The organism is Rhodococcus sp. 15-649-2-2, from assembly GCF_002258645.1.
GTDB lineage: Bacteria > Actinomycetota > Actinomycetes > Mycobacteriales > Mycobacteriaceae > Rhodococcoides.
The window spans coordinates 261,910-287,158 of record NZ_NPFM01000016.1 but is presented as its reverse complement, the minus strand read 5'-3'; the positions used below and the strand labels follow the sequence as shown (position 1 = coordinate 287,158).

Genomic DNA, 25,249 nt, shown 5'->3' with positions numbered 1-25,249 from the left:
GAGTTCAGACTATGACCGACGCCGATCCGAACCTCATCGCCCACTGGCAGGGCCTAAACGCCCAAGCGGAAGCCGGCATGATCACCATTCCAGCCGATGTGGCCGCGAAATGCGACGCCGCTTGCGTCACCTACCTCGAGCATCTCGACAAGATGAAGATCGACGCGACGAAGCTCGCCGTGGTCACTTCTTGGGGTGACTTGCCGTCCGCACAGGCGTTGCGTGACAAGTTCCTCGCGAAAGCCACCGGTACCGATCGGTCTCTCGATGTCATTCTTCAGCAGCACATCGACGTCATCGAATCGATGCGGATGCTCTTTCGTCGCTACTTCGACGAGACGGCCGATACCGATGACCGGACATCCGCGAACATCAGTGCACTCGCTCCAGAAAACTGAATGCGCACATAGATTCTCGGTTACCCACGTCTATCCGGTCCGTACCCGTAGTCCCCGTCGGGTCACCAGCACGGTTGCGGCCGTCGCCAGAGCCCAACATCCCGAGACCACCCACAGCACCGTCGACCACGACATCTGCAGACCCACCTCGGTTTCGGTCACCTGAGACAAGCCGGCCGCCATCGCTAACAGTGGAGGCACGGTGACCATCACCCCGAGCGCAGAGCCGATCAGAACAATCACACCAGTCTCGCCGACGGCCGTCGTCAGCAGTTGCCGGTCGGTTCCACCGGACGCTCTCAGGACGGCAAAATCGGCCTTGCGTCGGTACGCCGACACCGCCGTGCTGTTAGCCACCGCGAGACCGCTGTACCCGACGCCCATTGTGATGAGCACGGCCGCAAACCAATTGGTGAGTCGCGCGTCGACCATGTAGTCCTGCAACGCGAAACTGTGTGCGTCTTCGACCCTCGCACCTGCAGTCAAGTGTGTCGGTGCCATGTCTTCCCGAACGAACACGACCTCGGTCAACGCCGACGGATCATGATCGCGTACCAGTGCGCGCGGCAGCACCAATGCACCACGAGCGGGGTCGCGCGGGAGCACCTGCGACACCACCACGCTCTCGGAACGACCGTCTGCAAAGGTCACCGACATCTGCTCACCGGCCCGCACATCGAACAGACTCGCTGTTGCCTCGTCCAGTACTGCCCGCCCCGGTGCGGCGTACCGTTCGTCGAGGCTGCCGACGGCGTCGACGACGGTCACGGTGCCGTCAGGTCCCGGAACGAATACGCGTGACGGTAGCCCGGCAGTTGTTCCTACCGGTCCCGCCGCTGTTTCGGCTACCACCTGATCGCTCAGACCCGCGGTTCCATCGGGGGTCACGGCTGCCAGTCCGCGCAATTGCTCGGTCTGCTCGGCCGGATACGCCACGGCCATCGTCTGCACCATTCCGCTCAACAGCACAGCGAAGCCGACGGAGGCAATCACCGGAGCCACGATAGCGGCCGCACGGCGTGACCCCGTGGTCAACTCCGCTCTGACCAGCATCGACGCGGCCGACCGAGAGCGCCGTGTGAACGGCCGAGTCACCAAGCCGGCGATCGGCCCGATCACGATCGGCGCAAGTAGCGCCGCAGCCAGGATCAGCAGCATGGCCGCAGCGACCGCGGTATTCACTCTGCTGTCGGTAGCCGCTGTTGCTGTTGACACCGTCGCACCCAGACCACCGATGAGCGAGGCAAGCCCGATGAGCCAGCGCAGCGTCGTCATGGGACGTCGTTCGACGGCGGCATCGAGAAGGGCCTCGATGGGATCCACTGTGGCGGCCGATCGAGCTGGCAGCCAGGCACCGATCAACGCCACGGCGATGCCGATGCTCACCGCTACCAGTAGCGGCCACGCCGATATCCGAACCTGCAAGTCCGGCGGTTGAACGTCGAGTTTCAGCAGCAACATTCGCAGCGCAGGTGACGCTGCGATGCCGAGGCCTGCACCGACGAGACCGCCCACGAGGCCGATCACCGCGGCCTCTCCGAGCACCAAGCGTCGTACTTGTCCCGTTGCAGCACCGATGATTCGCAGCAGGGCGATCTCCCGTCGGCGTTCGGATGTCGCGAGGGCGAATGTCGATCCCACAACGAAGACGGTGGTGAACAGTCCGATGGTGGCCATCGCGACGATCAGCTGAGTGCCCAGATTCCGCCGGTGCGAGACGAACTCGGGCTCCAGCGCTGCGCGATCGGTGCCGGCGGCTACTCGTCCCCGGTCACCCAGCTTTTCTTCGACCCCTGTCTCGAGGTCGTCCAACCGCGCATCGGACGTCGCTACGACGCCGATCGCGCGTACACCGGGGTCGAGCTGAGCGGCACGTTCGTCGGTGAAAAAGAGCCCCGGCCCGTCCTGCGTTCCCGCCACCGCGAAGTTCTCGAGCCCCGCCGCCAGGTTCACCGAGACCGTGTCGCCTACCGCGAGACCCAGTGAATCGGATACGACAATCTGGTCGGGGTTCGTCGGTGCAGCCCCCGATGTCAACCGAAGCGGTGTCAATTGCGCACTTGCCCAACCGTGTCCAGCGTCCTGCGCTCCCTCGTCCTCGACCGGCGCACCGTCGATGAACGGCTGGGCATAGAAAGACCTGTCGGTGACGACCGCCTCCACTCCGGGCACGGCACCGAGATCGGCGGCAACCTGCCGAGCCCGCTCTGCACTCCAGGGAATGAAGTCCGCCGTGTCGCCGAATTCGTTCACGGCCTGCGCGGGCAATGCGAGTAGCGCCGCACCCTCCAGCCGCGGCTGAACCGTCGGTCGTGCGGAGTCGTAGATGATGAGCGTTGCGCTCATCAGGGCAACACCGAACGTCGTGGCCAGCAGTGTTGCCAGAAAGCTTCTCCAATGAGTGCGAAGGTTCGCCGAAGCCAGCATCATCCGTCCAGTCCTGCCATCCGAGCGGCAATCACGGCCGCAATGTCCGGTCGCTCCCGTTCGATCTCCAAGGAATCGACGATGAGCCCGTCCTCGAGAAAGATTGCTACGTCGGCGTAAGAAGCGGCAAGTGGGTCGTGCGTGACCATCAGAGTGGTCTGCTGGTGATCGTCGACGAGCGTGTGCATCAGCGACAGAACATCTTTCGATGAGCGCGAGTCCAGGGCACCGGTCGGTTCGTCCGCGAAGAGAACGTCCGGCCGGGTTATGAGCGCCCGCGCCAGGGCAACTCGTTGCTGCTGACCGCCCGACAATTCAGCAGGACGATGGCCCGCGCGATCCTCGAGCCCCACTGCCACGAGTGCCGCCGTCACTTCCGTGGCCGGGACACGAGTACCCGTGAATCGTGTTGGTAACTCGATGTTTTGCGCTGCGGTCAACGAATCCACGAGATTGAACGCCTGAAATACGAATCCCACTCGACGGCGACGCAATTCGGTGCGCGCCTTCTCGTCGAGCTGGGCGATGTCGGTGCCCGCAATCATGACGATGCCACTGGTCGGACGGTCCAGACCTGCTGCGCAGTGCAACAGCGTCGACTTACCCGAACCCGACGGGCCCATGATCGCAGTGAAACTACCCCGCGCGAAGTCCATCGACACCCCGCCGAGAGCTGTGACTGCGCGATGACTCTCGCCGTGTACCTTCCGAACATCGTCGAGCCGGACCGCAGGTGCTTCGTGTCGAATCATGCAGCAATTGAATCTGTTTCGTCGACGCGGCACAGTGCCGCACGCACTACACAATATTCGGGGGTCAGCCCTACCATCGGCGACGGGCGATGTGCCTACGATGGCCGGGCCCTCGATCCACGCCCGGGATCGTCGAGCACACCCCGTCGACGGGGTGTGGATCCCCACGAAGGGCGGCAATCCCAGCATCATGCGCGTAGCTGGCACCTGGCCCGTCCCGGGAACCGAAAACAGCTGGCCTGCGTCCAAGGAGATGGGGCTTTCGCGAGAACAGGTGAGGCAATGCGTGGAGCACGTCGATCGATAACGGCAGCAGTGGCGCTTGTGCTCCTCACTGGCTGCTCAGGATCTGACGTCGTCGAACATCTCGGCGCTCACTCCGGAGAACTGATAGACCGCAACGCTTTTCGGTGGACCTCGACTTCGCGTTTGTCGTTGTCCAGTCGCCGTTCTACCGGCAGATAGCCGAGTGAGCGCCACCATCCGATGCTCTCGACCATGCTCACCATCGGACCCACGAACACATGGGTCCACCCCTGTGCCACAAGAATGCGCTCGAGCTCCGCCAGCACCGGATTCGCCACACGCTCATGCTCCAGTTCCCCGTCGACGATCAGACTGCCCACCCACGGTTGACCTTCGCGGGGATGCGGAACCAGCAACGTCATGACCCCCACGATTCGTTCTGCTGCACGAATCACCAGGCAGTGAGAGTTCTCCATGACCGTGTTGTGCCAGAGAAATTTCTCGACATCCACCTCGGTGAAGACGGTGACGCCGGTGTGCAACGTGCTCGCATCGAGGAACTCGGGGTTGCTGTTGAACACGGCCAGGAACCGCTCGGTGGTGTCTCCGCCATCGACCTCACGGACCGTATACGAACCCGCGTCGAATCCGATTTCCATCACGCCACGATAAGTCCACTACCCAATCCACGCCCTTCATCGTCATTCACGCCCGCTCTAGGCGGTGTGAATCCCCGCGAGGGGCGTGAATCCCTGCATCGGGGCGCTTACGTGACACCTGGTCCGTAATTGCACGTGACAGTTGTCAACAGTTCATCGTGACGGCCGAAACGACGTGCCATTTGGCGTTGACCTGCGCTTTCTCCGAGGTGAAGAGTCTGATGTGTCGCCGAGGAACACGGCTGAAGATCCACTGACGAAAGAGCGAAGGGAATTGCAGATGATCACGCAGAGTTCAACTCGCGCCGAGGCGGTGAGTACCGAGACTGCACTCGCGGTGCACGCCAAGGGTGTCCACAAGTCGTTCAGCGACTCCACGGGTTCGAAGTTCCGCGCCGTTCGCGAACTGAACCTCTCGATTCCCCGCGGGCAGGTTGTGGCGTTTCTCGGACCGAACGGCGCAGGCAAGAGCACGACGATCGACATGATCCTCGGACTCACCGAACCGGACGGCGGCACCATCGAGGTGCTCGGCACCGATCCGCTGACCGCCGCGTCGACAGGACGCAGCGCAGCGGTACTGCAGTCCGGTGGACTGTTGCCGGACGTCACTGTCGGCGCACTGGTCACTATGATGGGCTCGCTGTACATCGGTGCCGATCCTGCCGCCGCGATCACCCGGGCCGGGCTCGGTGAACTGGTGAATCGACGCGTATCGAAATGCTCTGGTGGCGAACAGCAGAAGGTGCGGTTCGCTCTCGCGCTCCTGTCCGACCCCGAACTACTGCTGCTCGACGAACCGACCGCCGGCATGGATGTCACTGCGCGCAAGCACTTCTGGCAGGCGATGCACGCACAGGCAGCCAACGGCACCACCGTGATGTTTGCAACCCACTACCTCGAAGAGGCACAGGACTTCGCCGATCGAATCGTCGTCATCGTCGACGGCGCCCTCGTCGCCGACGGCACGGTGGCCCAGATCAAGGCCACCGTCTCCAATCGGACCGTCGACGCCAACCTGCCACGCTCCGAGGCCGAATTCGTTGCAGGGCAGACCGGCTCGCGACTGCAGGAACTCGCCAACGGCCGGTTCCGCTTCGTGTGCACCGATACCGACCCCGTGGTGCGCGCACTGAGCACGTCGACCTCCGCGACCGATATCGCGATCGTGTCGGCCTCACTCGACGAAGCATTCTCGGCGCTGACCGACCGCACTCACCAGAACTGAGGACATTCGATGACCACTACAACCTCACTACGCCCCCGCCGCGGACTACACCCCAAGTTCGTACTGCACGACATCCGTAGGCAGATCACCCCACAGAATCTGATCTTCACCGTCGCGCTGCCCGCCGTGCTCTACCTCGCCCTGTTTCGCGTCGTGGAACCCAGCGCCGGAGTCGATCTGCCGCACGGCAACTTTCAGGCCTGGATGATGATCGGAATCGCCGTCTACGGTGCGTCGATCGGCACCATCTCGCGGGCCGCGGGCATCTCGAACGAGAAGGCCAACGGCTGGCTGCGGACAATTCGCCTGTCGCCCTTGGGTGCCGGCGGCTACGTCGCATCGCGCATCATCGCCTGCCAGGTGTACGCGGCCATTCCGGTCATCGTGGTCGGCATCCTCGGAGCACTCACCGGGGCCCGCGCCGACGCGATCGTCTGGATCACCGGGCTCGTCGTGGCCTGGATCGGATCTGCCATCTTCTCCGCTCTCGGCCTGGTGCTGGGGATGCTGCTGCCACCCGAGGTGGTCACCCACGTTCCCGGCGTCGTCATGACCGGCCTCGCCTTCCTGGGCAACATCTTCATCCCGCTCTCGGGCGGCATGCTCGCAGTCGCGCAGGTGACACCGCTCTACGGTGTGGCGACACTGGCCCGCTACGCGCTGACCGACGGCTACAACCTCGACGGATCTCACGCCTCACTGGCAGGTGCTTTCATCAACGTGGCAGCCTGGTTCGTCGGATTCTCCTTCGCCGCCGTCCGACGATTCGCTGGGGCAACCGGCCGCCAGTGACTCACGTGTACTTCCCATCCTCTTCCAGCAGCACCCGACGCATCGGCCACTCCGGCCGCCGCGCGAGAAAGCATGCCCCGAACCTACGAGCACGAGGACCACCATGATCACCCTTCTCGCCCCCGGACAGGGAGCACAGACGCCGCGGATGCTCGCACCGTGGCTCAAGGACCCCGATCGACATCGACTGGTAGCGAACTGGTCTCAGCGCGCCGACATCGACTTGATCGCGCTCGGCACCACCGCGAGCAAAGACCAGATCGCCCGTACCGAGCACGCACAGCCCCTCCTCGTCACCGCCGCACTCCTTGCCGGGCTTCCGGTGATCGACGCCCTGGCAGACGCCGGCCAGGCCCACACCGCGGTGGCAGGGCATTCGGTCGGAGAACTGGCCGCAGCAGCGTTGGCCGGAGCACTCGACCCGGCGGACGCGGTACATCTGGCCGCCGTGCGAGGCCGCGCGATGGCCGCCGCGTGTGCAGCCACCACAGGATCGATGGCGGCCGTACTCGGCGGGGATCTCGAAACCGTCACCGAGGCAATCGAATCAGCCGGCCTCACCGTGGCCAACCACAACGGCCCGGGTCAGGTGGTGGCCGCAGGTCCGATCGACGCGATCGAGGCTTTCGTCGCAGCACCACCCGTCGGAACCGCCGTACGCCGTCTGCACGTGGCAGGTGCGTTTCACAGTGCCGCGATGCAGTCGGCCACCGAGGTCTTCGCCGAGGCGATTGCGTCGGTTCCTGTGCGCGATGCCAACGTCCCCATCGTGTCCAACGCCGACGGCTCGTTCGTCAGGAATGCAGCGTCCCTGCGCGAGCGACTCGTGGAACAGATCACCGCACCTGTCCGCTGGGACCTCTGCCTCGAGACCTTCCGCGCAGCCGAGATCACCAGCGCGATCTGCCTGCCACCGGCCGACACTCTGGCCGGAATCGCCTCGCGCACATTGCCATCGGCCACCGTCGTGCGCATCACCTCGCCGCGCGACATCGATCGCCTGTCGTCCACGACGAAGGGCCGATCCGATGCTGCTGCCTGAGCTCCTCGGCCAGGGTCGGGAAACCGACATTGCCATCGTCGACGGCGATACCGAGCTCACCTACGGGTCGCTGCGGGAACGCGTTCTGCGTGCGACGGCGTGGTTGATCGACAACGGCATCAGGCCCGGTGATCGCGTCGTACATCACGGACGGTCCAGTGCAGCATTCGTCGAGCTGCTGTTCGGAACCGTCTGTGCAGGAGCAGTGTTCGTACCGATCAACAACGAACTCACCGCGAGCCAGGCAGCACACATAGTCCGCGACAGTGGCTGCCGACTCGTCGTCACCGATCACCCAGAGCGACACCAGGACAGCCCGGTGCGGGTTCTCACCGTCGACAGCGTCACTGCCGCCCTGGGGAGCTCCCGATCCACAACTCCGATCACCAGACCCGTTCGACCCGACGACATCGCACTGCTGATCTACACCTCCGGAACCACAGGTAGTCCCAAGGGCGTCGTGTGCCCACACGGAGCAGTCGCTGCCGCGGTCAGCGCCATCGGCACCGGCCTGGGCTACCGATCCGACGACGTTGTGCTGTGCCGTCTCCCCTTGTCGTTCGATTACGGCCTCTACCAAGTGTTTCTATCCTTCGCAGTCGGAGCCTCGGTGGTGGTTGCCGAGGGGATCCAGGATCTGCGCATCCTCGACCTGGTGGTACGCCGCTCCGTGACCGTCATCCCACTGGTACCGGCGCTCGCCCAGATCCTGCGCATCGTGGCTCGCCGCACAGCCTCGATCACCACAGTTCGCCTCTTCACCAACACCGGTGCCCGGCTGGCACCCGAACTCGCTCGAACCCTGCTCCAGTCTTTCCCAGGATCCCGCTACGCCTCGATGTACGGCATGACCGAATGCAAGCGCATCTCCATTCTGCCGCCCGAGGAGTTCACCGAGTACCCGGATTCGGTGGGGTACCCCATCGCCGGCGACGACATCCGCATCGTCGCAGGCGACGGAACGTCCGTTTCGGCAGGAACTCCCGGTGAGATCGTGGTCTCCGGCGAGACGGTCATGGCCGGGTACTGGAACGTACCGATGAACGCACAGAACAGATTTCGTCCCGGTACCGATGGTCTCGAGCTGCACACCGGCGACCGGGGCTACGTGGACGACCGCGGGCGGCTCTACTTCTTGGGACGCGACGACGACGTCGTCAAACGCAACGGTGTTCGCATCTCACTCGTCGAAATCGAATCGTGTGCAGAGTCCTTCGACTCCGTGGACGAGGCGGTTGCCGTTGTCACCGAGGACGGAGCCCTGCGTCTGATCGTCACCGGGTCAGCCGATCCGCGCTGGGTGCATCAGCAGCTGCGCGCCGCGCTCGATCCCGTCCGGCATCCCAACGCCGTCATCCAACGCCCCTGCATCCCCCTCACCGCAAACGGAAAGCCCGACCGGCGCGCCCTGCGCGCCGAACTCGACACCACCACCTCGACACCTTCAGGAGACCACCATGCAGCGCTCGCAGTTTGATTCCGTTCTCGCCGCTCTCGCCCCCGAGTCGGTCGTGGCACCCGATCGTCCGTTCTCGCAGTCGTCCATCGATTCCCTCGGCGTGGTCAACATCCTGGTTGCCATCGAGGATGCATTCGGAGTCGAGTTCGACGAGCAATCCCTCACTGCAGGTATGGCTCTGAGCCCAGACGTCCTGTTCGACACCGTATCGAATCTCGCTGCGGCATAGCTGCAGGAGTTCATCGCACCCGACTCTTCGAGGACGGATCTCACATGCTCACCACTGCACTGCCACCGACGCGACCTACCCGGTCGTCGTTACCCCGCCTGTTCGATACCGTGGCCGACACCATCAACCTCGCCGGCGGATTGCCGGATCCCGAGCTCTTTCCCTCCAGCGACATCAGCGACGCCATGCGCAGCATGCTGCGACTCGGCGGGCGAACCCTGCTGCAGTACTCCACCTATCGCATGCCCGACGCCCTTGCAACCGCTATAGCCGGGGCCATGGAATTCCGCGGCGCCTCGGTGAACGCGGCAAATCTCATCCCGACTGCCGGTTCGCAGAACGGATTGCTCACCATCGCATTGGCATTCGCCGGCAGCGGAGCCACCGTGCTGTGCGAGACACCGATCTACCCGGGTGCTGCGGCGGCGTTTCGTACCGCCGGCCTGCACACCGTCGCAGTCGAATCGGACCGCGAAGGCCCCACTCCGGAGTCCATCCGGACGGTCGCTGCCGACGTGCGCGGAACGGGCGGTCGCCCGGTGCTGCTCTACACCAATCCGACGTTCCACAACCCGACCGGGCGATCGATGTCCGCGGACCGACGCGGGGGCATCGTCGAGGCGGCAGCATCGGCCGAGCTGACGGTGATCGAGGACGATCCCTATGCGCTGCTGAGCTTTCCGGGCGTGACGATCGACAACCGCACCGCCCCGACACTGCACAGTCTCGATCCGCAGCGGGTGATACACCTCGGAACGTTCTCGAAGATCCTCGCACCCGGCCTGCGGTGCGGCTGGATCGAATCGCCCGCCGCGCTCGCCGACGAGCTACGCACCGTAACCGAGATCACTACTCTCTCCCCCGCGCCGCTGGCCCAAGCAACCGTCGGCCGCTACTACGCCAAGCACGGCTGGCTCGATCTGGTGGACGCCTTCCGCACCGTGTATGCGCGTCGTGCAGCACTGATGGACACTCAACTCGCCGAACGTCTCGATCAGGGCGAGTGGGAATGGCAATCCCCACGTGGCGGCTTCTACATCTGGTTGCGTCGTCGCGACGGCTACCCGACGGCATCGGTCGTCGAACATGCTGCAGCTCAGGGCGTTTCCGTCGTCGGTGGCAGCCACTTCTCGCTCGCCGACGAACACGCCGACGGAATTCGTCTCAGCTTCTCCCACGTTCCCGACGGTTCCGTGGTCGAAGCGGTCACCCGGTTCGCCGCAGGCGTCACGGCTGCGCGAGCGGACGAGACCGAGAGGGCAGCGTCGTGACCGCCGTCGAACTTCCGCACACCACCGGGCATGCCGCGCTGACCGACCCGCCCTTCACCCGCACCCTCGCTCTGGGCACCACCGACTGGGACCTGTGGCGAACAGCCAATCTGCGCAGCGCCGGCTTCTCTGCCGACGGCCTCGACGTCTTCGGTGGGCCGTCCGTCGCCACCGAGGAGGAGTTCACCGCGTCCCGCGACGAGGAGGAAGCTCGTCTGACGCTCCTGGTCGAACGCGAGGATTTCGTCACCGCACTGGTGTGGCAGAACCGCGGTGCCTGGCGTCAGATCGCCAGTCCGTTCTGTGGATCGCCGTCCAAGCGTCGACAGCGTCTGCGATCACTTGCCCTGTACTGGCAGCGCTACTGCGGGAAGGCCGAGACCATCGGCTATTTCGGTCCCGGAGCGTGGGTGGAACTGGGTGAGAGCACCGAGGGAGAGCTCGAGCACGGGCCGCAGCTGATCCGCGAACGCCGCACCTTCCTCGAGGCTTGGGCCGCGGCGGCGATCGGCGCAGCATGGTCCCGAGACGAGCAGATCCGACGCTGGCTCCCGCCGTACCTGCGCCCCGATGTCGCAGTCGATACGGATCGGTCGCAGGCCCGATCGGGATCGCGCCGCATCCGGCTCGCCGAGGACGACCTCCGCATCGTGCTCCGCTGTGACGGGCACGCCACCATCGACCGGATAGCCGACGAACTCGCACTCGACGCCACGACGGTGGACACGGCAGTGCGCAAGCTCGTTCGGCGCAAGGTATTGAACTGGGACGCCAGAATTCCGACCACCGCCGACGCTCACCGCATCCTCGAGTCCCGCGTACTCCCCATCGCCGACGCCGCCGTGGCGGCCCGCTGCCTTCGCGATCTCGCGGACATCGACGGTGGGCTGCGGGCGGTCTCGGAGGCCGACACCCCGGATTCTCTCGACGCTGCTCTCACCGCACTCTCGGCCGACTTCGAGCGAATCACCGAGGTGAAAGCACACCGCGCCGAGGCGAAGTCGTACGCCGCCCGCAGCGTCTGCTTCGAGGACGCGGCCCGCGATGTGACCATGACCATCGGTACCGCTGCGCTGGCCCCGCATGCCGACGCTCTGGCACTCATAGCCGACGCCGCGCGGTGGTTCACCGATCGCCTCGCCTACTACGTCGTCGCCGAGATCGACGCGATCATCGACCGCGCGGCCCGCGGCGATCTGACCTCGATCACCCTTGCCGAGGTATGGCCCCGCACCATGACGGTGTTCTGGGGCGAGGGCACTGGGGCCGACCGCGCTCGCCGTGAACTCGCCGACCGATGGTCGCAGTCGATCGCCCTCGAACCGGGCGAGCTGGACGGTGCCGTCATCAAGCGCAGCGCAGCCGAACTGACGACACGGGCAGCATTCACCGATCTCACCGGTACCGCGGTGAATCTGCCGCACAGTCCGGATCTGCAGTTCGTCGCCGAGAACGCCGATCGACTTCTGGCCGGTGACTCCACTGCGATTCTCGGCGAGATGCACGCCGCTCTGGTCTCGCTGGACGTGCCGGTGTTCACGTGGAACGTGGGAGCCGCCGACGACTTCCGCGACACCATCAACGCAGTCTCGGGGGTCCGCAGACTGGTCCCGCTGCTGCCCTCGACGTGGGAGCGCAACACCGGCCGGTTCGTACCCACCACGTGCGGCCACGACGAGACGTCGATCGGCTTCACCAATGCCGCTGCGCGCGAGCCTCGATCGGTGGTGGCGGCGTCGGACATTCGATTCGACAGAACCGAGGGGCACACGTTCGTGGTGCTGCCCGACGGACGCCGATACACCCTCGCCGAAGCCTTCGCCGTGCCACTGTCGATCGTCGCAGCCGACGGCTTCAAGGTCGGGCTGCACGGACAGAGGACCCCACGGCTCGAGGTCGATCGTACGGTGGTGTTCCGACAGACCTGGCGCAGTCCGTTCGGCGAACTCGCTCTGTCCACGAAAACCGTTGCATGGCAGGACTTCGCGGCCGTCACCCGTTGGCGCCGCCAGCTGGGATTGCCGGGCCGGGTGTACGCGAAGGTGCCGGGCGAGACCAAGCCGCTCTATCTCGACCTCGACAGCCCGACACTCGTGGCGGCGTTCGTCCATCAGGTCCGGCGCCAGCAGCACCGACTCGATCCGATCGTCGTCACCGAATGCCTGCCCGCTCCGGGCAGTTCTTGGCTCGCCGACGCTGTCGGGCACCGCTACGTCAGCGAGATCCGCCTGCAGATGTTGCCGGCGACATCTCCCCCGAGAACCGGAGGTGCATCATGACCGTAATTCTGGACGGCACGGCAACCCGACATCCGACCAGCCCCGTGCACGACGGCATCGTCGCCGCAATCGGCGCGACCCCCATGGTCCGACTGGACCGACTGTTTCGCACCGTGTCCGCCAGCGTTCTCGCCAAGGTCGAACGCGCCAATCCCGGTGGTAGCACCAAGGATCGACCGGCGCGTGAGATGGTCGAGGCAGCCCTGGCAGAGGGACGCGCTGTTCCCGGGGTCACCACGATCGTCGAATCAAGTTCAGGCAACCTCGGTGTCGCGCTCGCGCTGGTCTGTGCCTATCACCGCCTCGGTCTGCACGTGGTAACAGATCCGAAGGCATCGCACACCAATCTCGCGATCATGCGGGCACTGGGCGCACGGGTCGAGATCGTCACCGAACGCGACCACGCCACCGGCGAGTTCTTGCCTACCAGGCTGCTCCGGGTCCAGGAGCTGCTGACGTCCATTCCCGGCGCACTGTGCCTCGATCAGTACAACAATCCGAGCGGAGCGGCCGCACACAGGAGAACAGCACGCGAAATCGTCGACGCCATAGGAGAACCCGATGTGTTGTTCGTGGCCGCCGGATCCTGCGGTTCGCTCCGCGGCATCGCAGATCACCTTCGCAGCAGCGGAGCCCATACGCGCATCGTGGCCGTCGATGCCTGCGGCAGCGCCATATTCGGTTCGGTCGCACCGCCCGCTCCCGACTACGGCCGCACCCTCCCGGGACACGGATCCACCATGGTGCCCGGTCATTTCCGAGACGATCTGGCCGACGACGTCGTATTCGTCACCGACGCCGAGTGCGTGGCCGCGTGCCGGCTGCTCGCCGAGCGCGAGGCGATTCTCGCCGGCGGCTCGTCCGGTGCGGTGATCGCGGCCATCGCCGCGTACCTGCCTCGACTACCGGCAGGCAGCACCGTCGTGACCATCCTCCCCGATGGCGGTGACCGATACCTGCACTCGATCTACGACGACGCGTGGGTCCAGAACCACATAGGACTACCGGCGGTACTCGCCGCATCCACCCGACTCGAGGAGTTGCTTCGACGATGAAATTGATGACCGCAGACGATGTTCACCGCGCACTGGCGGACTCCGAGATGGCAGTGCTGCATGCCGTCCAATCTGCATACATCGCACATGATCTGGGTCAATCCGACCTGCCGTTCTCGGCATTCGTGCGGCCCATCGACCAACCGGGCACACGCTTCATCGCACTGCCCGCCTATCTCGGTGGCGACCAGGCCCTCGCGGGTGTCAAATGGGTGTCGTCGTTTCCGCACAATGTGGAAACCGGCCGTCAGCGGGCCTCGTCCCTGGTGCTCCTGTCGGGTCTCGACACCGGCTACCCGCGCGCAATCGTGGAAGGCAGCAGAATCAACGCCTGGCGTACCGCGGCCTCAGCGGCGCTGGCCAGCATGACGCTGCGAGCCGGACAACCCGTCACGACGATCGGAGTGATCGGCTGCGGAACCATTGCACTCGAACAGGTTCGGTTCCTTCGCGTCGCTCATCCCGAGGCACGCACGGCACTGTTGTTCGACCACGACCCCCACCGGGCCCGGCAATTCGGGGACGTCATCGGTCGCGAATTCCCACAGTTGACACCCATCGTCGTCGACCGCGCCGAGCAGGTGATCCAGCGCGGTGACACGGTCGCCGTCACCACCACCGCACCCGCCCCCTGGCTCACCCTCGCTGCATCGGGCAGGCCGACCGGTCAAGTGCTACTGCACGTCTCGCTGCGAGATCTGACGGTCCCGTCGATTCTGTCCTCGCACAACGTGGTCGACGACGTCGACCACGTCAATCGGGAGAGCACCTCGATTGCGTTGGCGGCGCAGCAGCAACCGGACCTGTCTTTCGTGCAGGGAACGCTCGGTTCGATTCTGCGCACCGGCACCTATCGGCCGGATCCAGCGGGAGTTGTGTTCTCTCCGTTCGGCCTCGGCATCCTCGACCTCGCCGTCGCGGCTCTGGTTCTCGAGCGATCGAGTCGCCTCGGTCTGGGGACCGAGGTTCCCGGCTTCGACCCGCCCGAACACATCGTGGCAGGAACCACCCATTCGAGAGGAGCACGCTCATGACCGACACCCCCGTGACCGACCGTCCGCCCGTTGCACTCGTGACGGGAGGATCGCGCGGCATCGGAGCCGCCGTGGCGATCGGACTCGCCGAGGCAGGATGCGACGTGATCATCAACTACCGCAGCAGTTCCGAAGACGCCGAGAAGGTCGCCCAGTCCGTCCGTGAGCGCGGACGCGAAGCCACCACCATCGCCGCCGACGTATCCGACGAGACAGCCGTGATCGCGATGTTCCGTGAAATACGTTCCCGCTTCGGTCGACTCGACGTCGCGGTGCTCAATTCCGGTATCACCGCCGATGGGCACTTCGCGACGATGAGTGCCCGCAAGTGGGACTCCGTCATCGCCACCAACCTGACCGGCACATTCCTCACCGCCCGCGAGACCACGAAGCTCATGTTCTCCACCGGCGGCGCGATCGTGATGATCAGCTCCACCAGTGGTGTCGCCGGCAGGGCCGGTCAGGGAAACTACGCCGCCAGCAAGGGCGGCATCATCTCGATGGCGAAATCCCTCGCTGCCGAGGTAGCCGGACGCGGGATTCGCGTGAACGTGGTCGCCCCAGGATTCATCGAGACCGACATGGTTCGCGCGGTGCCGAAGGCCATGCGTGAGAGTGCTCGCAACGCAATCCCGCTGCAGCGCTTCGGTACTGCCGCCGAAGTTGCCCAGGCAGTCGTATTTCTCGGCATGCCGACCTCGTCCTACATCACCGGCAAGGTCCTCACCGTCGACGGCGGCATGATCGCCGCCTGACCCGACTCCCCCATCGATCCCCGAAATTCGACACACCAACCGGAAGGAACATCATGACCACCGCAACCCGCTCCTCCACTCGCGCCGCAGCCACCGAACGCCTCGCCCTGAACAACCGGCTCAAGGAACTCATCATCGACCGCCTGGGTCTGCAGACCTCGCCGGAACTGGTGTCGGACAACCAGCCTCTGTTCGGCCGCGGTATCGAGCTCGACTCGTTGGACACGCTCGAGCTCGTCGTGGCCGTGGCCGCCGAGTTCGAGGTCGACATCACCGACGACGACACCAGGGCGTTCGGCTCCATCAACGCCATGGTCGATCACATCGTCGATCGGACGCAGTGATGAGCGCTCCCACACTCGATTCCACCGCGCAGCGTTCCCCCGCACAGAAGACGCGAACACTGAGTTTCGGAATAGACGACATCCAGCGAATGCTGCCGCACCGGTGGCCGATGTTGATGATCGATCGGGCCTACGACGTCGTACCGGGGAAGTCCGGCCGCGGCATCAAGGCCGTCTCGGTCAACGAGCCCTACTTCGCCGGCCACTACCCCGGGCACTCGATCATGCCGGGCGTCATGATCGTCGAGGCCATGGCCCAGCTGGTGGCCGTCGTGTACGTGGCCGAGAGTCTGGACAAGTCCATCGGCGACGAGAACCCGGCCGACGGCGTCGGCTACCTCGGTTCGATCCGGGCCATGAAGTTCAATCGCCTCGTCGTGCCGGGAGACATGCTCGAGCTCGGTGCTCGCCTCGGTGCCAAACTCGGTGGGTTGCGTTCCGTCGATGTCACGGCGTCGGTGGACGGCAAGCCAGTGGCGGCAGGCTCGCTCGTGGTGACCGAGGGGCGGGGGTGACATGAGCACCGGTTCGCACACCTCCATCAGACCGTTCACCCCCGACGACGCGGATCGCGTTGCCACCCTGCTCACCGCGCGAGCGGATTCACCCAATCGCGTCACCGGGGGAATCGCCGGCGCAGATGTCCTCCGAGAACTCGAATTACGTCGAACGGTAGCGTTTTTCGTGGCAGAGGACACCTCGGGTGATACGACCGAGCTGTACGGCACCCTCGGCCTGTTTCGCACGTCGGGTCGACGCACCACCGCACCCCGCGAGGTCATCGCCGACATGTTCTATCTCGCACCGGGTCGGCGCGGCGGGACTGCCACCGGCCGACTCTTCGCCGCCGCCCTCGAGTCGGTGTTCGACGCCGGCTACGACGTCCTACGTCTGACGGTCGATCCCGCCAATGCAACCGCGTTCTCGCTCTACCGCCGCGTCGGCAGCGTCTGCCTGCGGCACACTGTCGCCGGGGCCGACGGAAACGTCGAACTCGTCAACCACGTCCCGCTCGTCCTGCGTACCGTCGCTCCCCATCTCGACGACACGGCGCGGGCGGCGCTGCGAGCGATCACCTCGTTCGGATCGGTGACTGCCCCACGCGGCACCGATCTCGGTGAGGATCTCGAGACGGTCGACGGAATGTCCTTCGTGCGATACCGGCTGCGATTCGGCGGGTATGCAGTCGACGCACTCGTGGATCCGCTCCACAACCTGGTCGATCGAGCGGTCGTGACCGACCCGGGCGGGTCCGAACAGGTTCTGAGCCTGCCGATCGTGCCGCGGCCGAGGATGATCGCGTCGACGTCGGTCGAGGTGACCGCCGGGTCGATCAGGGCAACGGTCGATACCCGCGACGGGCTACTGCGGATGTTCGACGATCGAGCCGGCATCACCGGCCCACTGCTGACCTCGACCCTGCCGAACCTGCACGCCGATCATCTCTCCGGGTGGCGTGACTCTCAGCCACGCACCCTCGATGTGCAGGCTCTCGGGCACACCATCCTGGTACAGGAACGCAGCGAGAACATCACGCTACGGGCACGATTCGAGGTCTCTCCCGACGGAGTGCGCCGCACGTACGCGCTGGACTGCGTCGGCGATTCTCGGTCCGAGTGGCAGGCAGATCTGTTCGATACCATCGGCCTCCGGCACGGCACCGTAGATGTCGGCGACGGTCCGGCCCTGATCGCATCCGGTGTGGAGCTGCGAGATTCCTCCGAGATTCCCTCGGCTGCAGTACAACTCGATCCGGACGTGGACCCGATCTGGCACGACTCTTCCCGTGGGGTCGTAGTGCGCTACAACGGAATCCGCGGCGGCGGATTGGTGACCGGCACGCTGCTCACCCATCGAGTGGAACCGGGCACGCAGACAATCGCCGTCACAGTGGAGGCCTCGGTACCGAGGCCCACGGCGCTGCTTCCTGCCTCGCCACTCGTCGAGGCCGCGTCGCCGGTCGAGGCGGTTCCGAACACGACGATCGCACTGGACGCCGAACGTGGCGTACTGGCACGATGGCGGCGGGACGGCAGCCGAGTGTTGTCCACCCCGTGGCCACGCACGTCGGCGATCGGACCCAATCCTGCCCGTTCGGGTGGCCTCTGGGTTACCGTCGAACCGGGTCGCACAGATCGAGATCATGGAATAGGCTGGGGTGCAGCACAATCCACTCGGTGGAGTCTGTGCGGACAGTGGCTCGAAGGCCACGAAGGCTTGCTCCGATGGTCTGCTCGCCACCACACCGACACCAGTCACGATCTTCTCGCAGTCGAAGCCGACGCTCACGGATCGGGAGACGTTGTCGTCTGGTCGACACCGACCGTCGCTCGTGGAGCGCGCATCGGAGTCCGCGACGGATCGGGCCCCGAGAACCTGCTCGATCTCGACCGTCGGTTCGAAATCTGGACCGACGAGCTCTCGGTTCCCACCGCAGCAGGCGTCACTCTGCGAATCAGGAACATCACCGGCCACGACCCGGAAATCCTCGTTCGTGCCACCTCGTCCGGACTCCTCGTCGGATGCGTCACCGCCGCGTCGGACTTACCCGCATTGTGGGAATTCGACTGCACAGCAACAGCCTCGACCCTCTCGCTCGCCGGCTAGACCGCACTACCGAACCCATTCACAGCAACGAAAGGCCTACGACCATGAGCACCAACGACTACCGCATCGTCCGCGAAGCTGCCGGCGTGTACCCGATCGCCGCTCCGTTGATTCACCTCGAAGGCGACGAGCGTCTCGCACTGCTCGACACCTTCCTGTCCAAGTCCTCCGACTTCGCCGATCCGGACACCACTCGCGAAGCACTCGCCCTGCGGGCCGACGGGTCACCGTTCGCCCTCGTCCTGCAGGTGGAGGGCGACGAGGACACGTGGCTGATTCCGCGCACCCCCATCACCGACGCCGAGGTGACCGAGTACGTCGGCGCACTCGAGATCCCCGAGGGCGTCAACGTCACCGTGGCCCCCGAAGGCTGGTCGGCCATCGCGGTCGAGGGCCCGCTCGCACCCCGCGTCGCCGAGAACTTCGTCGACGGCGACATCGAGGACTTGCTCTTGCACTCGGTGGTCGACGTCGAGCGTGAGTCCGGTGACGGGCAGGGCCGGCTCGCCCGAGTCGGTACGACGGGCGAGTACGGCTACCTGCTACTCACCACCGACGGCGAGGCCGATCTGGCACAGTTCGTGGAACTGGCCACGGCGGTCGACGGCGGCGCGGTCGGTCCCGATGGACTGGCACGAGTGCGTGCCGAGGCCGGAATGCCCTACTACGACCACGGATTCGCAACCCTGAGCGTTGCCGAGGCAGATCTGTCGTGGATCGTCGACTGGGAGCGCATCGGCGAATTCCTCGGTTCGGACGAGCTCGTTCGCCCGGCGGCCGACTCGCCCAAACTGACACCGGTCGTCACCGCCCCCGGCACCCGGATCGCTACAGGAGCGCCGGTCATCGCCGACGGCGAGCGCATCGGCACGATCGTCTGGACTGCAGCGGCAGGCAACGACACCGAGGAGCTCGCGTTCGCACTACTCGACGACCCGTTCGTCGTTCCGGCGCTGGACGTGACGATCGACGAGGTCACCGCGGTCACCGTCACCCTGCCCCGGGTGCTCTCGCGCTCCAGCGCGGGCGCATCGGCCTGATCACCGAGATCGCCGAACCTATTTCAGGAGATGACATGACAGATCAGGAGATCGCCGTCACCGGCGTCGGGCTCATCACGGCCGCAGGTGCCACCACCGAGGAATGCTGGGATGCCATCTCCAACGGCCGGTCCGGCATCCGCATCAACACCCTGTTCGACACATCTCAACTACGTACCGAATGGGCCGGCATGGTCGAAGCGCCATTGCGCGAGGACCTGGACCGGTGCTACGCCCTGGCCGAACGCGCGATCCGCGAGGCGTTCGCCGGTGCCGACTTCGACCCGGCGCGGTCGGATCGACGCGTCGCCGTGGTCGTCGGCAGCAGTCTGGGGGCCATGCCTACTCTCGAGGCCGAGCATCGACGTTTCGTGGAGACGTCCGGTTTCGATCATGTGGCCGTAGCGAATTCGCAGCTGCACTGTGTCGCCGACTGGATCGCGGGAGAGTTCGGCATCTCGGGCCCCCGCATCGTGACGTCCAATGCCTGCGCTGCTAGTGCCGTTGCCGTCGGCTACGCCGCCGAACTGTTGTGGAACGACGAGGTGGACGTGGTGCTCTGCGGCGGCGTCGACCCTCTCGCGTCCCTGTCGGCCCACGGGTTCACGTGCCTGGGTGCTCTGGATCCGCAGCCGTGCTCTCCGATGGCTGCGTCCACCGGAATCTCGCTCGGCGAGGGCGCAGGGTTCATGATTCTCGAACGCACCGACGAGGCCCGTGACCGCGGGGCTCGGGTCATCGCCGAGGTCGCCGGCTACGGCCTGACACTCGACGGTTACCACCAGACGGCGCCCGACCCCACCGGCGAGGGCGCAGCGCGGTCGATCACCGAGGCGCTCCGCACAGCGGGGCTCCACGCCGACGACATCGACTACGTCAACCTGCACGGCACCGGTACACCGACCAACGACGTGGTGGAGCCCAAAGCGATTCGGGCCGTGTTCGGCAAGGATGCGCCACCCGCCAGCACGACGAAGTCGATGATCGGACACACCCTCGGCGCAGCCGGAGCCGTCGAGGCGGTGTGCTGCATCCTCGCCATTGCCACCGACCTTCAACCACCCACCGTCAACACCCGCGGCCTCGAGGGAGCGACGGGCCTCGATATCGTCCCCGATATCGGACGGTCCGCGAAGACCGATGTGGTGCTGTCCAATTCGTTCGCCTTCGGCGGCAACAACGCCTCGCTCGTCATCACCCGCGCCGGACAGACACGTGACGAGCACATCGCCCCGCGCCGCGTCCGCACCACCGCGGTCATCACGGGGATGTCCGCCATCGCTGGTACCGCCACGTCCACCGAGGAGACCGTGGCCGCGGTGGCGTCGGGAACGCCGTTGTTCGGGGTCGAGACAATCGAACCGTCGGAGAAGTCGATGTTGTTCGGCAAGGCGAATACTCGCGGTCTGTCGAAGGGCATCAATCCCGCAAAGCTTCGTCGGATGGATCCCCTCAGCATCTTGGCCGCCGCCGCCACCAACGACCTACTGAAAAAGTTCGGCAAGCTCACGCGCGCCGAGGCCGAAGAGACCGGCGTGATCTTCGCGACCGGCTACGGCCCGACGACGGCCGTGTCGGATTTCCACCGCGGCATCGTCGAACACGGCGCGGCCGGAGCGAATGCTCTGGTGTTTCCCAACACCGTCGTCAACGCCGCCGCCGGACATCTGGCCATGCTCAATCGCTTTCGCGGTTACACGGCCACCATTTCGACGGGTGGAACCAGTGCGATCGCGGCCCTGCACCTGGCCAACCGAGTCATCGAACGCGGGGCCGCCAAGCGCATCCTCGTTGTCATCGCGGACGAATTCCCCGAGATGGCTGCTCGCACCGTGGCCGGGTTCCCCGGATATCGCGGCGTCGAGGAGGCCGAGACCGGCGACGGCATGGTGCTCAGCGAGGGATGCGCCGCATTCCTCGTCGAGTCCGAGGATGCCGCGACGGCGCGCGGAGTGACTCCGGTGGCGGCACTCGAGGGATTCGGATCCGCTGGCGACACCGACGGCGTCGGACGAATAGATCCGAACGGTGCCCACTGGAGCTCGGCGATAACGACCGCGTTGCAGCAGGCCGGCATCGACGCCACAGATGTCGATGCCGTAGTTCCCTCGGCGGTCGGAAGTGATCTACTCTCCCGTGCGGAGCACTCTGCCTTTGCTGCAACGGGACTCGCCGACTCGGCTCGGCATCTGTTCAAGAACAGCACGGGCGAGACGTTCGGCTCCTCGTCCGCCATCGGTCTGGTGACCGCACTGTCGACGCCCGAGGGCCCGTCCCGAGTACTGGTGTCGGCTCAGGCGTACGGCGGCAGCTACGCCGCGTTGGTCGCCCGGAGGCTCTCGTGAGGACCTCTGCCGTCATCGACGTGATCTCCTCTCGCCGACGCTCTCTTCCACGCGATCGCGCAGGCTATCCGGTACGACTGCACGGTCGTGGTCTGATCGCTACGGCCGTGCAGTGCCGTGCCGGCGTCGCACCGGACCGGCGGTCTATACGCGCGGATGCACTGCGGCGCTGGACCGTTGCCGATCATGGCCTGCATGCCTCGGTGGCGCACTGTGGTGCCGATGCGGTCGTGGCATTGCACCCGAGCGCCCCGGTGGGGGTGGACCTGCAGGATTCGCGCCCTCGGCCGTTGGCGTTGGCGTGGTTGGGCGAGCTGGTCGGACTACCCGGTCCGTGCACCATCGCCCAGTTCGCCGAATGCGAGGCGCTCATCAAGGCCTCGCATCTGACAAAGGAGACGTTCCACGGAGTGCGCCTGCCCGACGCAGCCCCCGGCTGGCGGCCCATGCACGACGGCTACTGGGTCCACACCGACGTCAGGCCCGACGGCAGTGCCGTGGCAGTTGTCACCACCGAACCACTACCGCTGCGCTGCAGCGTGATCGACGGTTCGCCCAGATTCGAGGAGGCAGCATGAGCGCCGCACCAGTACTCGACCACCGGTATCGTCGACGGCTCTCGCGGGTGGAACGCACCTACGTCAACGCCCGCACCCTCGGCGCGAACACCCTCATTCGCCTGGTGGTGGACGGCACCGGATCGATCGACCCGGCGGAATTCGACGCGGCCGTCGCGGCGGCGTTCGCCCTCGCCCCCGGACTGTCGGTGCGTCGGCGCGGTGCCACCTGGCACGGCGGCGGTCCTCTACCGGTGGTCGCCCATCTGCCGATCGACCGATTGCACTCCGGCGCAGCGTTCTTTCACGATCCGATCGACATCACCGAGGGCCCGGTGGTGCGGATCGCCGTCGGGCATTCCGATCCGGCTGTGGCCACCGACGCGCGCACCCGCATCGCAGCCGTGGTCGATCATGCGGTCACCGACGGACACGGCTTCACCGCCTGGCTCGCCGACGTGTTCCGCGAGCTTCGAGGGGAAGCGGCCCTGGGCTTTCCGTCGGAGGACGCCGATATCGACGTCGCACGCCGAGCACCGACATTCGGCAAGCGCAGCGCGCCGTCGCCGGCACCGCAGACACGTCCCTCACCGCTTCGTCGTAGCGGCAACAGCGAGGAGACGACAGCGTGCTGGTATCGAGCCGAACTTCCGCCGGTCACCGAACCGGTAGTCGGACACATCGTGGCAGCAGTGGCGAAGTCACTGCGATCGGATGCAGGCACCGTGTCGATTCCCGTCGATCTGCGACGGCACAGCCCCGGCGTCCGATCCACCGCCAATCTGTCCTCGCCCATCGCGATCCCGATCACCGGCGACACGGACGCTCGGGCCGCCCAGGGCGCAGTGTTGATGGCCCTTATGCGCGGCCGAGAACTCGACCCGTACCGCAGCGACTATCGCGCCTCCAACGGCTTCGCCAGAACTCTCGACTCCGCTCTGGGCACCGACTCCCCCGGTGGGCATCCCGTCACTGCAATCATCTCCGACCACGGCAGCATCGACGAGAGTCTGTTCGGTACAGCATCTTTCGACCCGATGACGATCAGTACACTGCCGATGGTCGTGCCGCACGCGTCGATGTTCGTCAGTGCCGTCACGACGTCGAGGTCGACGGTACTGACCCTCGGCTGCCGGCGCGACGACGACCCAGAGCTGTGCCTGGCCCTGCTCAACTACGCCTCCGTTGCCCTCGGCGGTGCTGCGAACGCCGCGGCGCTGCCGGGCGGCGACCCCGCCAACCGAGGAAGTATCCGATGACCATCCGTACCGTCGAACTGGAATCCGACACGGCCGCAGCCGCGCCCACCGAGACCGCACCCTCGCGCAGAGCCCGCGTGACCATCGCCTGCGCCCTGGCCGGAACCTTGCTGGCGACCCTGGACACCACCGTCGTCAACGTCGCGCTGCATTCGGTGACCGAACGGTTCGGCACCATCGACAAGGTGCAATGGATCGTCACCGGGTATCTCCTGGCCTTGGTCGCCGCGATGCCGCTGGCCGGCTGGCTCGCCGCCCGGATCGGTGCAGGACGGGCATATCTCGGCGCAATCACGTTGTTCGGCCTCGGCTCTGCGCTCTGCGCTCTCAGTCCGTCCCTCGAACTACTCGTCGCTTCGCGTGTACTTTCCGGTGCTGCGGCAGGAATCATCATCCCCCTGGCCACCGTTCTGGTCGCGCGGGATGTCTCCCGTGAGCAATTCGCTCGTGTGCAGGCTCTCAACGGCAGCATCCAACTCATCGGTCCTTTGTTGGGACCGACGGTGGGCGGCTTGCTCATCGAGGTCGGCGGCTGGCCCGCCGTGTTCTGGCTCAATGTTCCGGTATGCATCGGCATCGCCTGCATCGGAGCCTTCGTCGTAGGACCTAGGCCCACTGGACGCCCTCGACCACTCGATGTCCTCGGGTTGGTGACCGGTGCCACCGCGACGGTTTGTGCTGTCTCCGCCATCTCCGCTCTGTCGCAGGATGATTCGTTGCGTTGGATCCGGGTTGCCGGGCTCGCGTCGATCAGTGCAGTGGCGTTGATGCTGTTCGTGTTGCGCGAGAACCGAATAGAACACCCGTTGCTCGATCTGAGCCTGATGCGTCATCGCATCTTCGCTCGTGCCTCCGTGAACGTCTTTCTCCTCGGCTTCCTGCTCTACGCCCCGATGGTCGTCATTCCGCTGTATTTCTCGGCCGCCCGCGGTGAATCCAGTGTCACCACCGGACTGTTGCTCTCCACCGCGGGTCTCGGCGTGGTGATTTCCGGGAGTCTCTGCCCGCGCCTGATGCGGCGGTGGGGCGCGGGCCGCACGATGATCGTGGGTATCGTCGCCACCTTTGTCGCGACCGTCCCGCTCGTCACCCTGTCCGACGATACGTCCTATCCGCTGCTGTGTGGACTGCTCGTCGTCCGAGGGGCGGGCATCGGCCTTGCGGTGGTCGCGGTGATGACCCGGGCGTACCAGTCAAGCCCCGCCGAGTCGATCGCCGACGCCGCAGCTCAGCTCAATTTGCTGCAGCGGATCGGCGGCGCTCTGGCGGCCGCGATCGTCTCGCTCGTGCTCTCCAGGGCCGCGACCGTGCACGGCGGTTTGGTCCCCGAGGCGTTCGCGCACACCAGCTGGTGGCTCGTCGGTGCCGCTGCAGTGACGCTCCTGCCCGCCATCGCGCTGGCCAGGGCCGAGGTCCGCACCGAGTCCTGATACCGACCACCTGGCCCTGTTGCTGTTGCGAAACTCGTCTG

General features: G+C 65.7%; 22 protein-coding genes. 19 read left to right on the top strand and 3 right to left on the bottom strand.

The genetic code is table 11. The features are described from left to right. Positions 1-11 precede the first annotated feature (11 nt). Positions 12-398, top strand: a complete 387-nt coding sequence (locus CH305_RS09060; protein WP_094703440.1) for a hypothetical protein — start codon at positions 12-14, stop codon at positions 396-398. 30 nt (positions 399-428) lie between these two features. Here CH305_RS09060 and CH305_RS09055 read toward each other — a convergent pair whose 3' ends face one another. The 3 genes from CH305_RS09055 to CH305_RS09045 all read right to left on the bottom strand — a co-directional run bounded on the left by CH305_RS09055 (position 429) and on the right by CH305_RS09045 (position 4,482). Then, positions 429-2,828 (bottom strand): ABC transporter permease, encoded by a 2,400-nt coding sequence (locus CH305_RS09055; RefSeq protein ID WP_256983625.1) that lies wholly within the window; start codon positions 2,826-2,828, stop codon positions 429-431. Then, positions 2,825-3,577, bottom strand: coding sequence for an ABC transporter ATP-binding protein (locus CH305_RS09050; RefSeq protein ID WP_094703439.1), 753 nt, complete (start codon positions 3,575-3,577; stop codon positions 2,825-2,827). The genes CH305_RS09055 and CH305_RS09050 overlap by 4 nt, the downstream gene beginning before the upstream one ends. A gap of 374 nt (positions 3,578-3,951) precedes the next feature. Next, positions 3,952-4,482 carry a GNAT family N-acetyltransferase gene (locus CH305_RS09045; protein ID WP_094703438.1) on the bottom strand — a complete coding sequence of 177 codons (531 nt, stop codon included), beginning with the start codon at positions 4,480-4,482 and terminating at the stop codon, positions 3,952-3,954. 280 nt (positions 4,483-4,762) lie between these two features. Here CH305_RS09045 and CH305_RS09040 point away from each other — a divergent pair, with 280 nt between their 5' ends. From CH305_RS09040 to CH305_RS08955, 18 genes are all read left to right on the top strand, one after another. Beyond that, positions 4,763-5,710, top strand: coding sequence for an ABC transporter ATP-binding protein (locus CH305_RS09040; RefSeq protein ID WP_094608995.1), 948 nt, complete (start codon positions 4,763-4,765; stop codon positions 5,708-5,710). Positions 5,711-5,719: 9 nt separating this feature from the next. Further along, positions 5,720-6,502 carry an ABC transporter permease gene (locus CH305_RS09035; RefSeq protein ID WP_094703437.1) on the top strand — a complete coding sequence of 261 codons (783 nt, stop codon included), beginning with the start codon at positions 5,720-5,722 and terminating at the stop codon, positions 6,500-6,502. A gap of 103 nt (positions 6,503-6,605) precedes the next feature. Further along, positions 6,606-7,544, top strand: coding sequence for an ACP S-malonyltransferase (locus CH305_RS09030; RefSeq protein ID WP_094703436.1), 939 nt, complete (start codon positions 6,606-6,608; stop codon positions 7,542-7,544). Then, positions 7,531-9,021, top strand: coding sequence for a class I adenylate-forming enzyme family protein (locus tag CH305_RS09025; RefSeq protein WP_094703435.1), 1,491 nt, complete (start codon positions 7,531-7,533; stop codon positions 9,019-9,021). The genes CH305_RS09030 and CH305_RS09025 overlap by 14 nt, the downstream gene beginning before the upstream one ends. Next, positions 9,002-9,232, top strand: a complete 231-nt coding sequence (locus CH305_RS09020; RefSeq protein ID WP_094703434.1) for a phosphopantetheine-binding protein — start codon at positions 9,002-9,004, stop codon at positions 9,230-9,232. The genes CH305_RS09025 and CH305_RS09020 overlap by 20 nt, the downstream gene beginning before the upstream one ends. Before the next feature lie 44 nt (positions 9,233-9,276). Further along, complete coding sequence (locus CH305_RS09015) at positions 9,277-10,503, top strand: PLP-dependent aminotransferase family protein (protein ID WP_094703433.1); 1,227 nt, start codon at positions 9,277-9,279, stop codon at positions 10,501-10,503. Next, positions 10,500-12,782 (top strand): lantibiotic dehydratase, encoded by a 2,283-nt coding sequence (locus CH305_RS09010; RefSeq protein WP_094703432.1) that lies wholly within the window; start codon positions 10,500-10,502, stop codon positions 12,780-12,782. Before CH305_RS09015 ends, CH305_RS09010 begins: the two co-directional genes overlap by 4 nt. Next, complete coding sequence (sbnA, locus tag CH305_RS09005; protein ID WP_094703431.1) at positions 12,779-13,837, top strand: 2,3-diaminopropionate biosynthesis protein SbnA; 1,059 nt, start codon at positions 12,779-12,781, stop codon at positions 13,835-13,837. The genes CH305_RS09010 and sbnA overlap by 4 nt, the downstream gene beginning before the upstream one ends. Next, the gene (locus tag CH305_RS09000) at positions 13,834-14,871 is read left to right on the top strand and encodes a hypothetical protein (RefSeq protein WP_094703430.1); all 1,038 of its coding nucleotides are present in this window, start codon (positions 13,834-13,836) and stop codon (positions 14,869-14,871) included. Before sbnA ends, CH305_RS09000 begins: the two co-directional genes overlap by 4 nt. Further along, entirely contained in the window at positions 14,868-15,626 is a 759-nt protein-coding gene (gene fabG / locus CH305_RS08995) for a 3-oxoacyl-ACP reductase FabG (protein ID WP_094611301.1), read from the top strand. Before CH305_RS09000 ends, fabG begins: the two co-directional genes overlap by 4 nt. Before the next feature lie 53 nt (positions 15,627-15,679). Beyond that, positions 15,680-15,970, top strand: coding sequence for an acyl carrier protein (locus tag CH305_RS08990; protein WP_094703429.1), 291 nt, complete (start codon positions 15,680-15,682; stop codon positions 15,968-15,970). Continuing rightward, a complete protein-coding gene (fabZ, locus tag CH305_RS08985) occupies positions 15,970-16,485 on the top strand; it encodes a 3-hydroxyacyl-ACP dehydratase FabZ (protein ID WP_094703428.1) in 516 nt (171 codons plus the stop codon). The genes CH305_RS08990 and fabZ overlap by 1 nt, the downstream gene beginning before the upstream one ends. Position 16,486: 1 nt before the next feature. Next, entirely contained in the window at positions 16,487-18,577 is a 2,091-nt protein-coding gene (locus CH305_RS08980) for a GNAT family N-acetyltransferase (protein WP_094703427.1), read from the top strand. Further along, entirely contained in the window at positions 18,493-19,617 is a 1,125-nt protein-coding gene (locus CH305_RS08975) for a hypothetical protein (RefSeq protein WP_256983623.1), read from the top strand. Before CH305_RS08980 ends, CH305_RS08975 begins: the two co-directional genes overlap by 85 nt. A gap of 35 nt (positions 19,618-19,652) precedes the next feature. After that, a complete protein-coding gene (locus tag CH305_RS08970; protein ID WP_094703425.1) occupies positions 19,653-21,962 on the top strand; it encodes a beta-ketoacyl-[acyl-carrier-protein] synthase family protein in 2,310 nt (769 codons plus the stop codon). Further along, on the top strand, positions 21,959-22,540 hold the full coding sequence (locus tag CH305_RS08965) for a 4'-phosphopantetheinyl transferase superfamily protein (RefSeq protein WP_141215819.1): 582 nt from the start codon (positions 21,959-21,961) through the stop codon (positions 22,538-22,540). Before CH305_RS08970 ends, CH305_RS08965 begins: the two co-directional genes overlap by 4 nt. After that, positions 22,537-23,778 (top strand): hypothetical protein, encoded by a 1,242-nt coding sequence (locus CH305_RS08960; protein WP_094703424.1) that lies wholly within the window; start codon positions 22,537-22,539, stop codon positions 23,776-23,778. Before CH305_RS08965 ends, CH305_RS08960 begins: the two co-directional genes overlap by 4 nt. Then, a complete protein-coding gene (locus CH305_RS08955; protein ID WP_094608985.1) occupies positions 23,775-25,208 on the top strand; it encodes a DHA2 family efflux MFS transporter permease subunit in 1,434 nt (477 codons plus the stop codon). Before CH305_RS08960 ends, CH305_RS08955 begins: the two co-directional genes overlap by 4 nt. Positions 25,209-25,249 lie beyond the last annotated feature (41 nt).

Bases quoted from the DNA above. Each gene is read 5' to 3' on its own strand.
- CH305_RS09060 (WP_094703440.1), top strand. From the start codon at position 12: ATGACCGACGCCGATCCGAACCTCATCGCCCACTGGCAGGGCCTAAAC.
- CH305_RS09055 (WP_256983625.1), bottom strand. From the start codon at position 2,828: ATGATGCTGGCTTCGGCGAACCTTCGCACTCATTGGAGAAGCTTTCTG.
- CH305_RS09050 (WP_094703439.1), bottom strand. From the start codon at position 3,577: ATGATTCGACACGAAGCACCTGCGGTCCGGCTCGACGATGTTCGGAAG.
- CH305_RS09045 (WP_094703438.1), bottom strand. From the start codon at position 4,482: ATGGAAATCGGATTCGACGCGGGTTCGTATACGGTCCGTGAGGTCGAT.
- CH305_RS09040 (WP_094608995.1), top strand. From the start codon at position 4,763: ATGATCACGCAGAGTTCAACTCGCGCCGAGGCGGTGAGTACCGAGACT.
- CH305_RS09035 (WP_094703437.1), top strand. From the start codon at position 5,720: ATGACCACTACAACCTCACTACGCCCCCGCCGCGGACTACACCCCAAG.
- CH305_RS09030 (WP_094703436.1), top strand. From the start codon at position 6,606: ATGATCACCCTTCTCGCCCCCGGACAGGGAGCACAGACGCCGCGGATG.
- CH305_RS09025 (WP_094703435.1), top strand. From the start codon at position 7,531: ATGCTGCTGCCTGAGCTCCTCGGCCAGGGTCGGGAAACCGACATTGCC.
- CH305_RS09020 (WP_094703434.1), top strand. From the start codon at position 9,002: ATGCAGCGCTCGCAGTTTGATTCCGTTCTCGCCGCTCTCGCCCCCGAG.
- CH305_RS09015 (WP_094703433.1), top strand. From the start codon at position 9,277: ATGCTCACCACTGCACTGCCACCGACGCGACCTACCCGGTCGTCGTTA.
- sbnA (WP_094703431.1), top strand. From the start codon at position 12,779: ATGACCGTAATTCTGGACGGCACGGCAACCCGACATCCGACCAGCCCC.
- CH305_RS09000 (WP_094703430.1), top strand. From the start codon at position 13,834: ATGAAATTGATGACCGCAGACGATGTTCACCGCGCACTGGCGGACTCC.
- fabG (WP_094611301.1), top strand. From the start codon at position 14,868: ATGACCGACACCCCCGTGACCGACCGTCCGCCCGTTGCACTCGTGACG.
- CH305_RS08990 (WP_094703429.1), top strand. From the start codon at position 15,680: ATGACCACCGCAACCCGCTCCTCCACTCGCGCCGCAGCCACCGAACGC.
- fabZ (WP_094703428.1), top strand. From the start codon at position 15,970: ATGAGCGCTCCCACACTCGATTCCACCGCGCAGCGTTCCCCCGCACAG.
- CH305_RS08980 (WP_094703427.1), top strand. From the start codon at position 16,487: ATGAGCACCGGTTCGCACACCTCCATCAGACCGTTCACCCCCGACGAC.
- CH305_RS08975 (WP_256983623.1), top strand. From the start codon at position 18,493: ATGCGTCACCGCCGCGTCGGACTTACCCGCATTGTGGGAATTCGACTG.
- CH305_RS08970 (WP_094703425.1), top strand. From the start codon at position 19,653: ATGACAGATCAGGAGATCGCCGTCACCGGCGTCGGGCTCATCACGGCC.
- CH305_RS08960 (WP_094703424.1), top strand. From the start codon at position 22,537: ATGAGCGCCGCACCAGTACTCGACCACCGGTATCGTCGACGGCTCTCG.
- CH305_RS08955 (WP_094608985.1), top strand. From the start codon at position 23,775: ATGACCATCCGTACCGTCGAACTGGAATCCGACACGGCCGCAGCCGCG.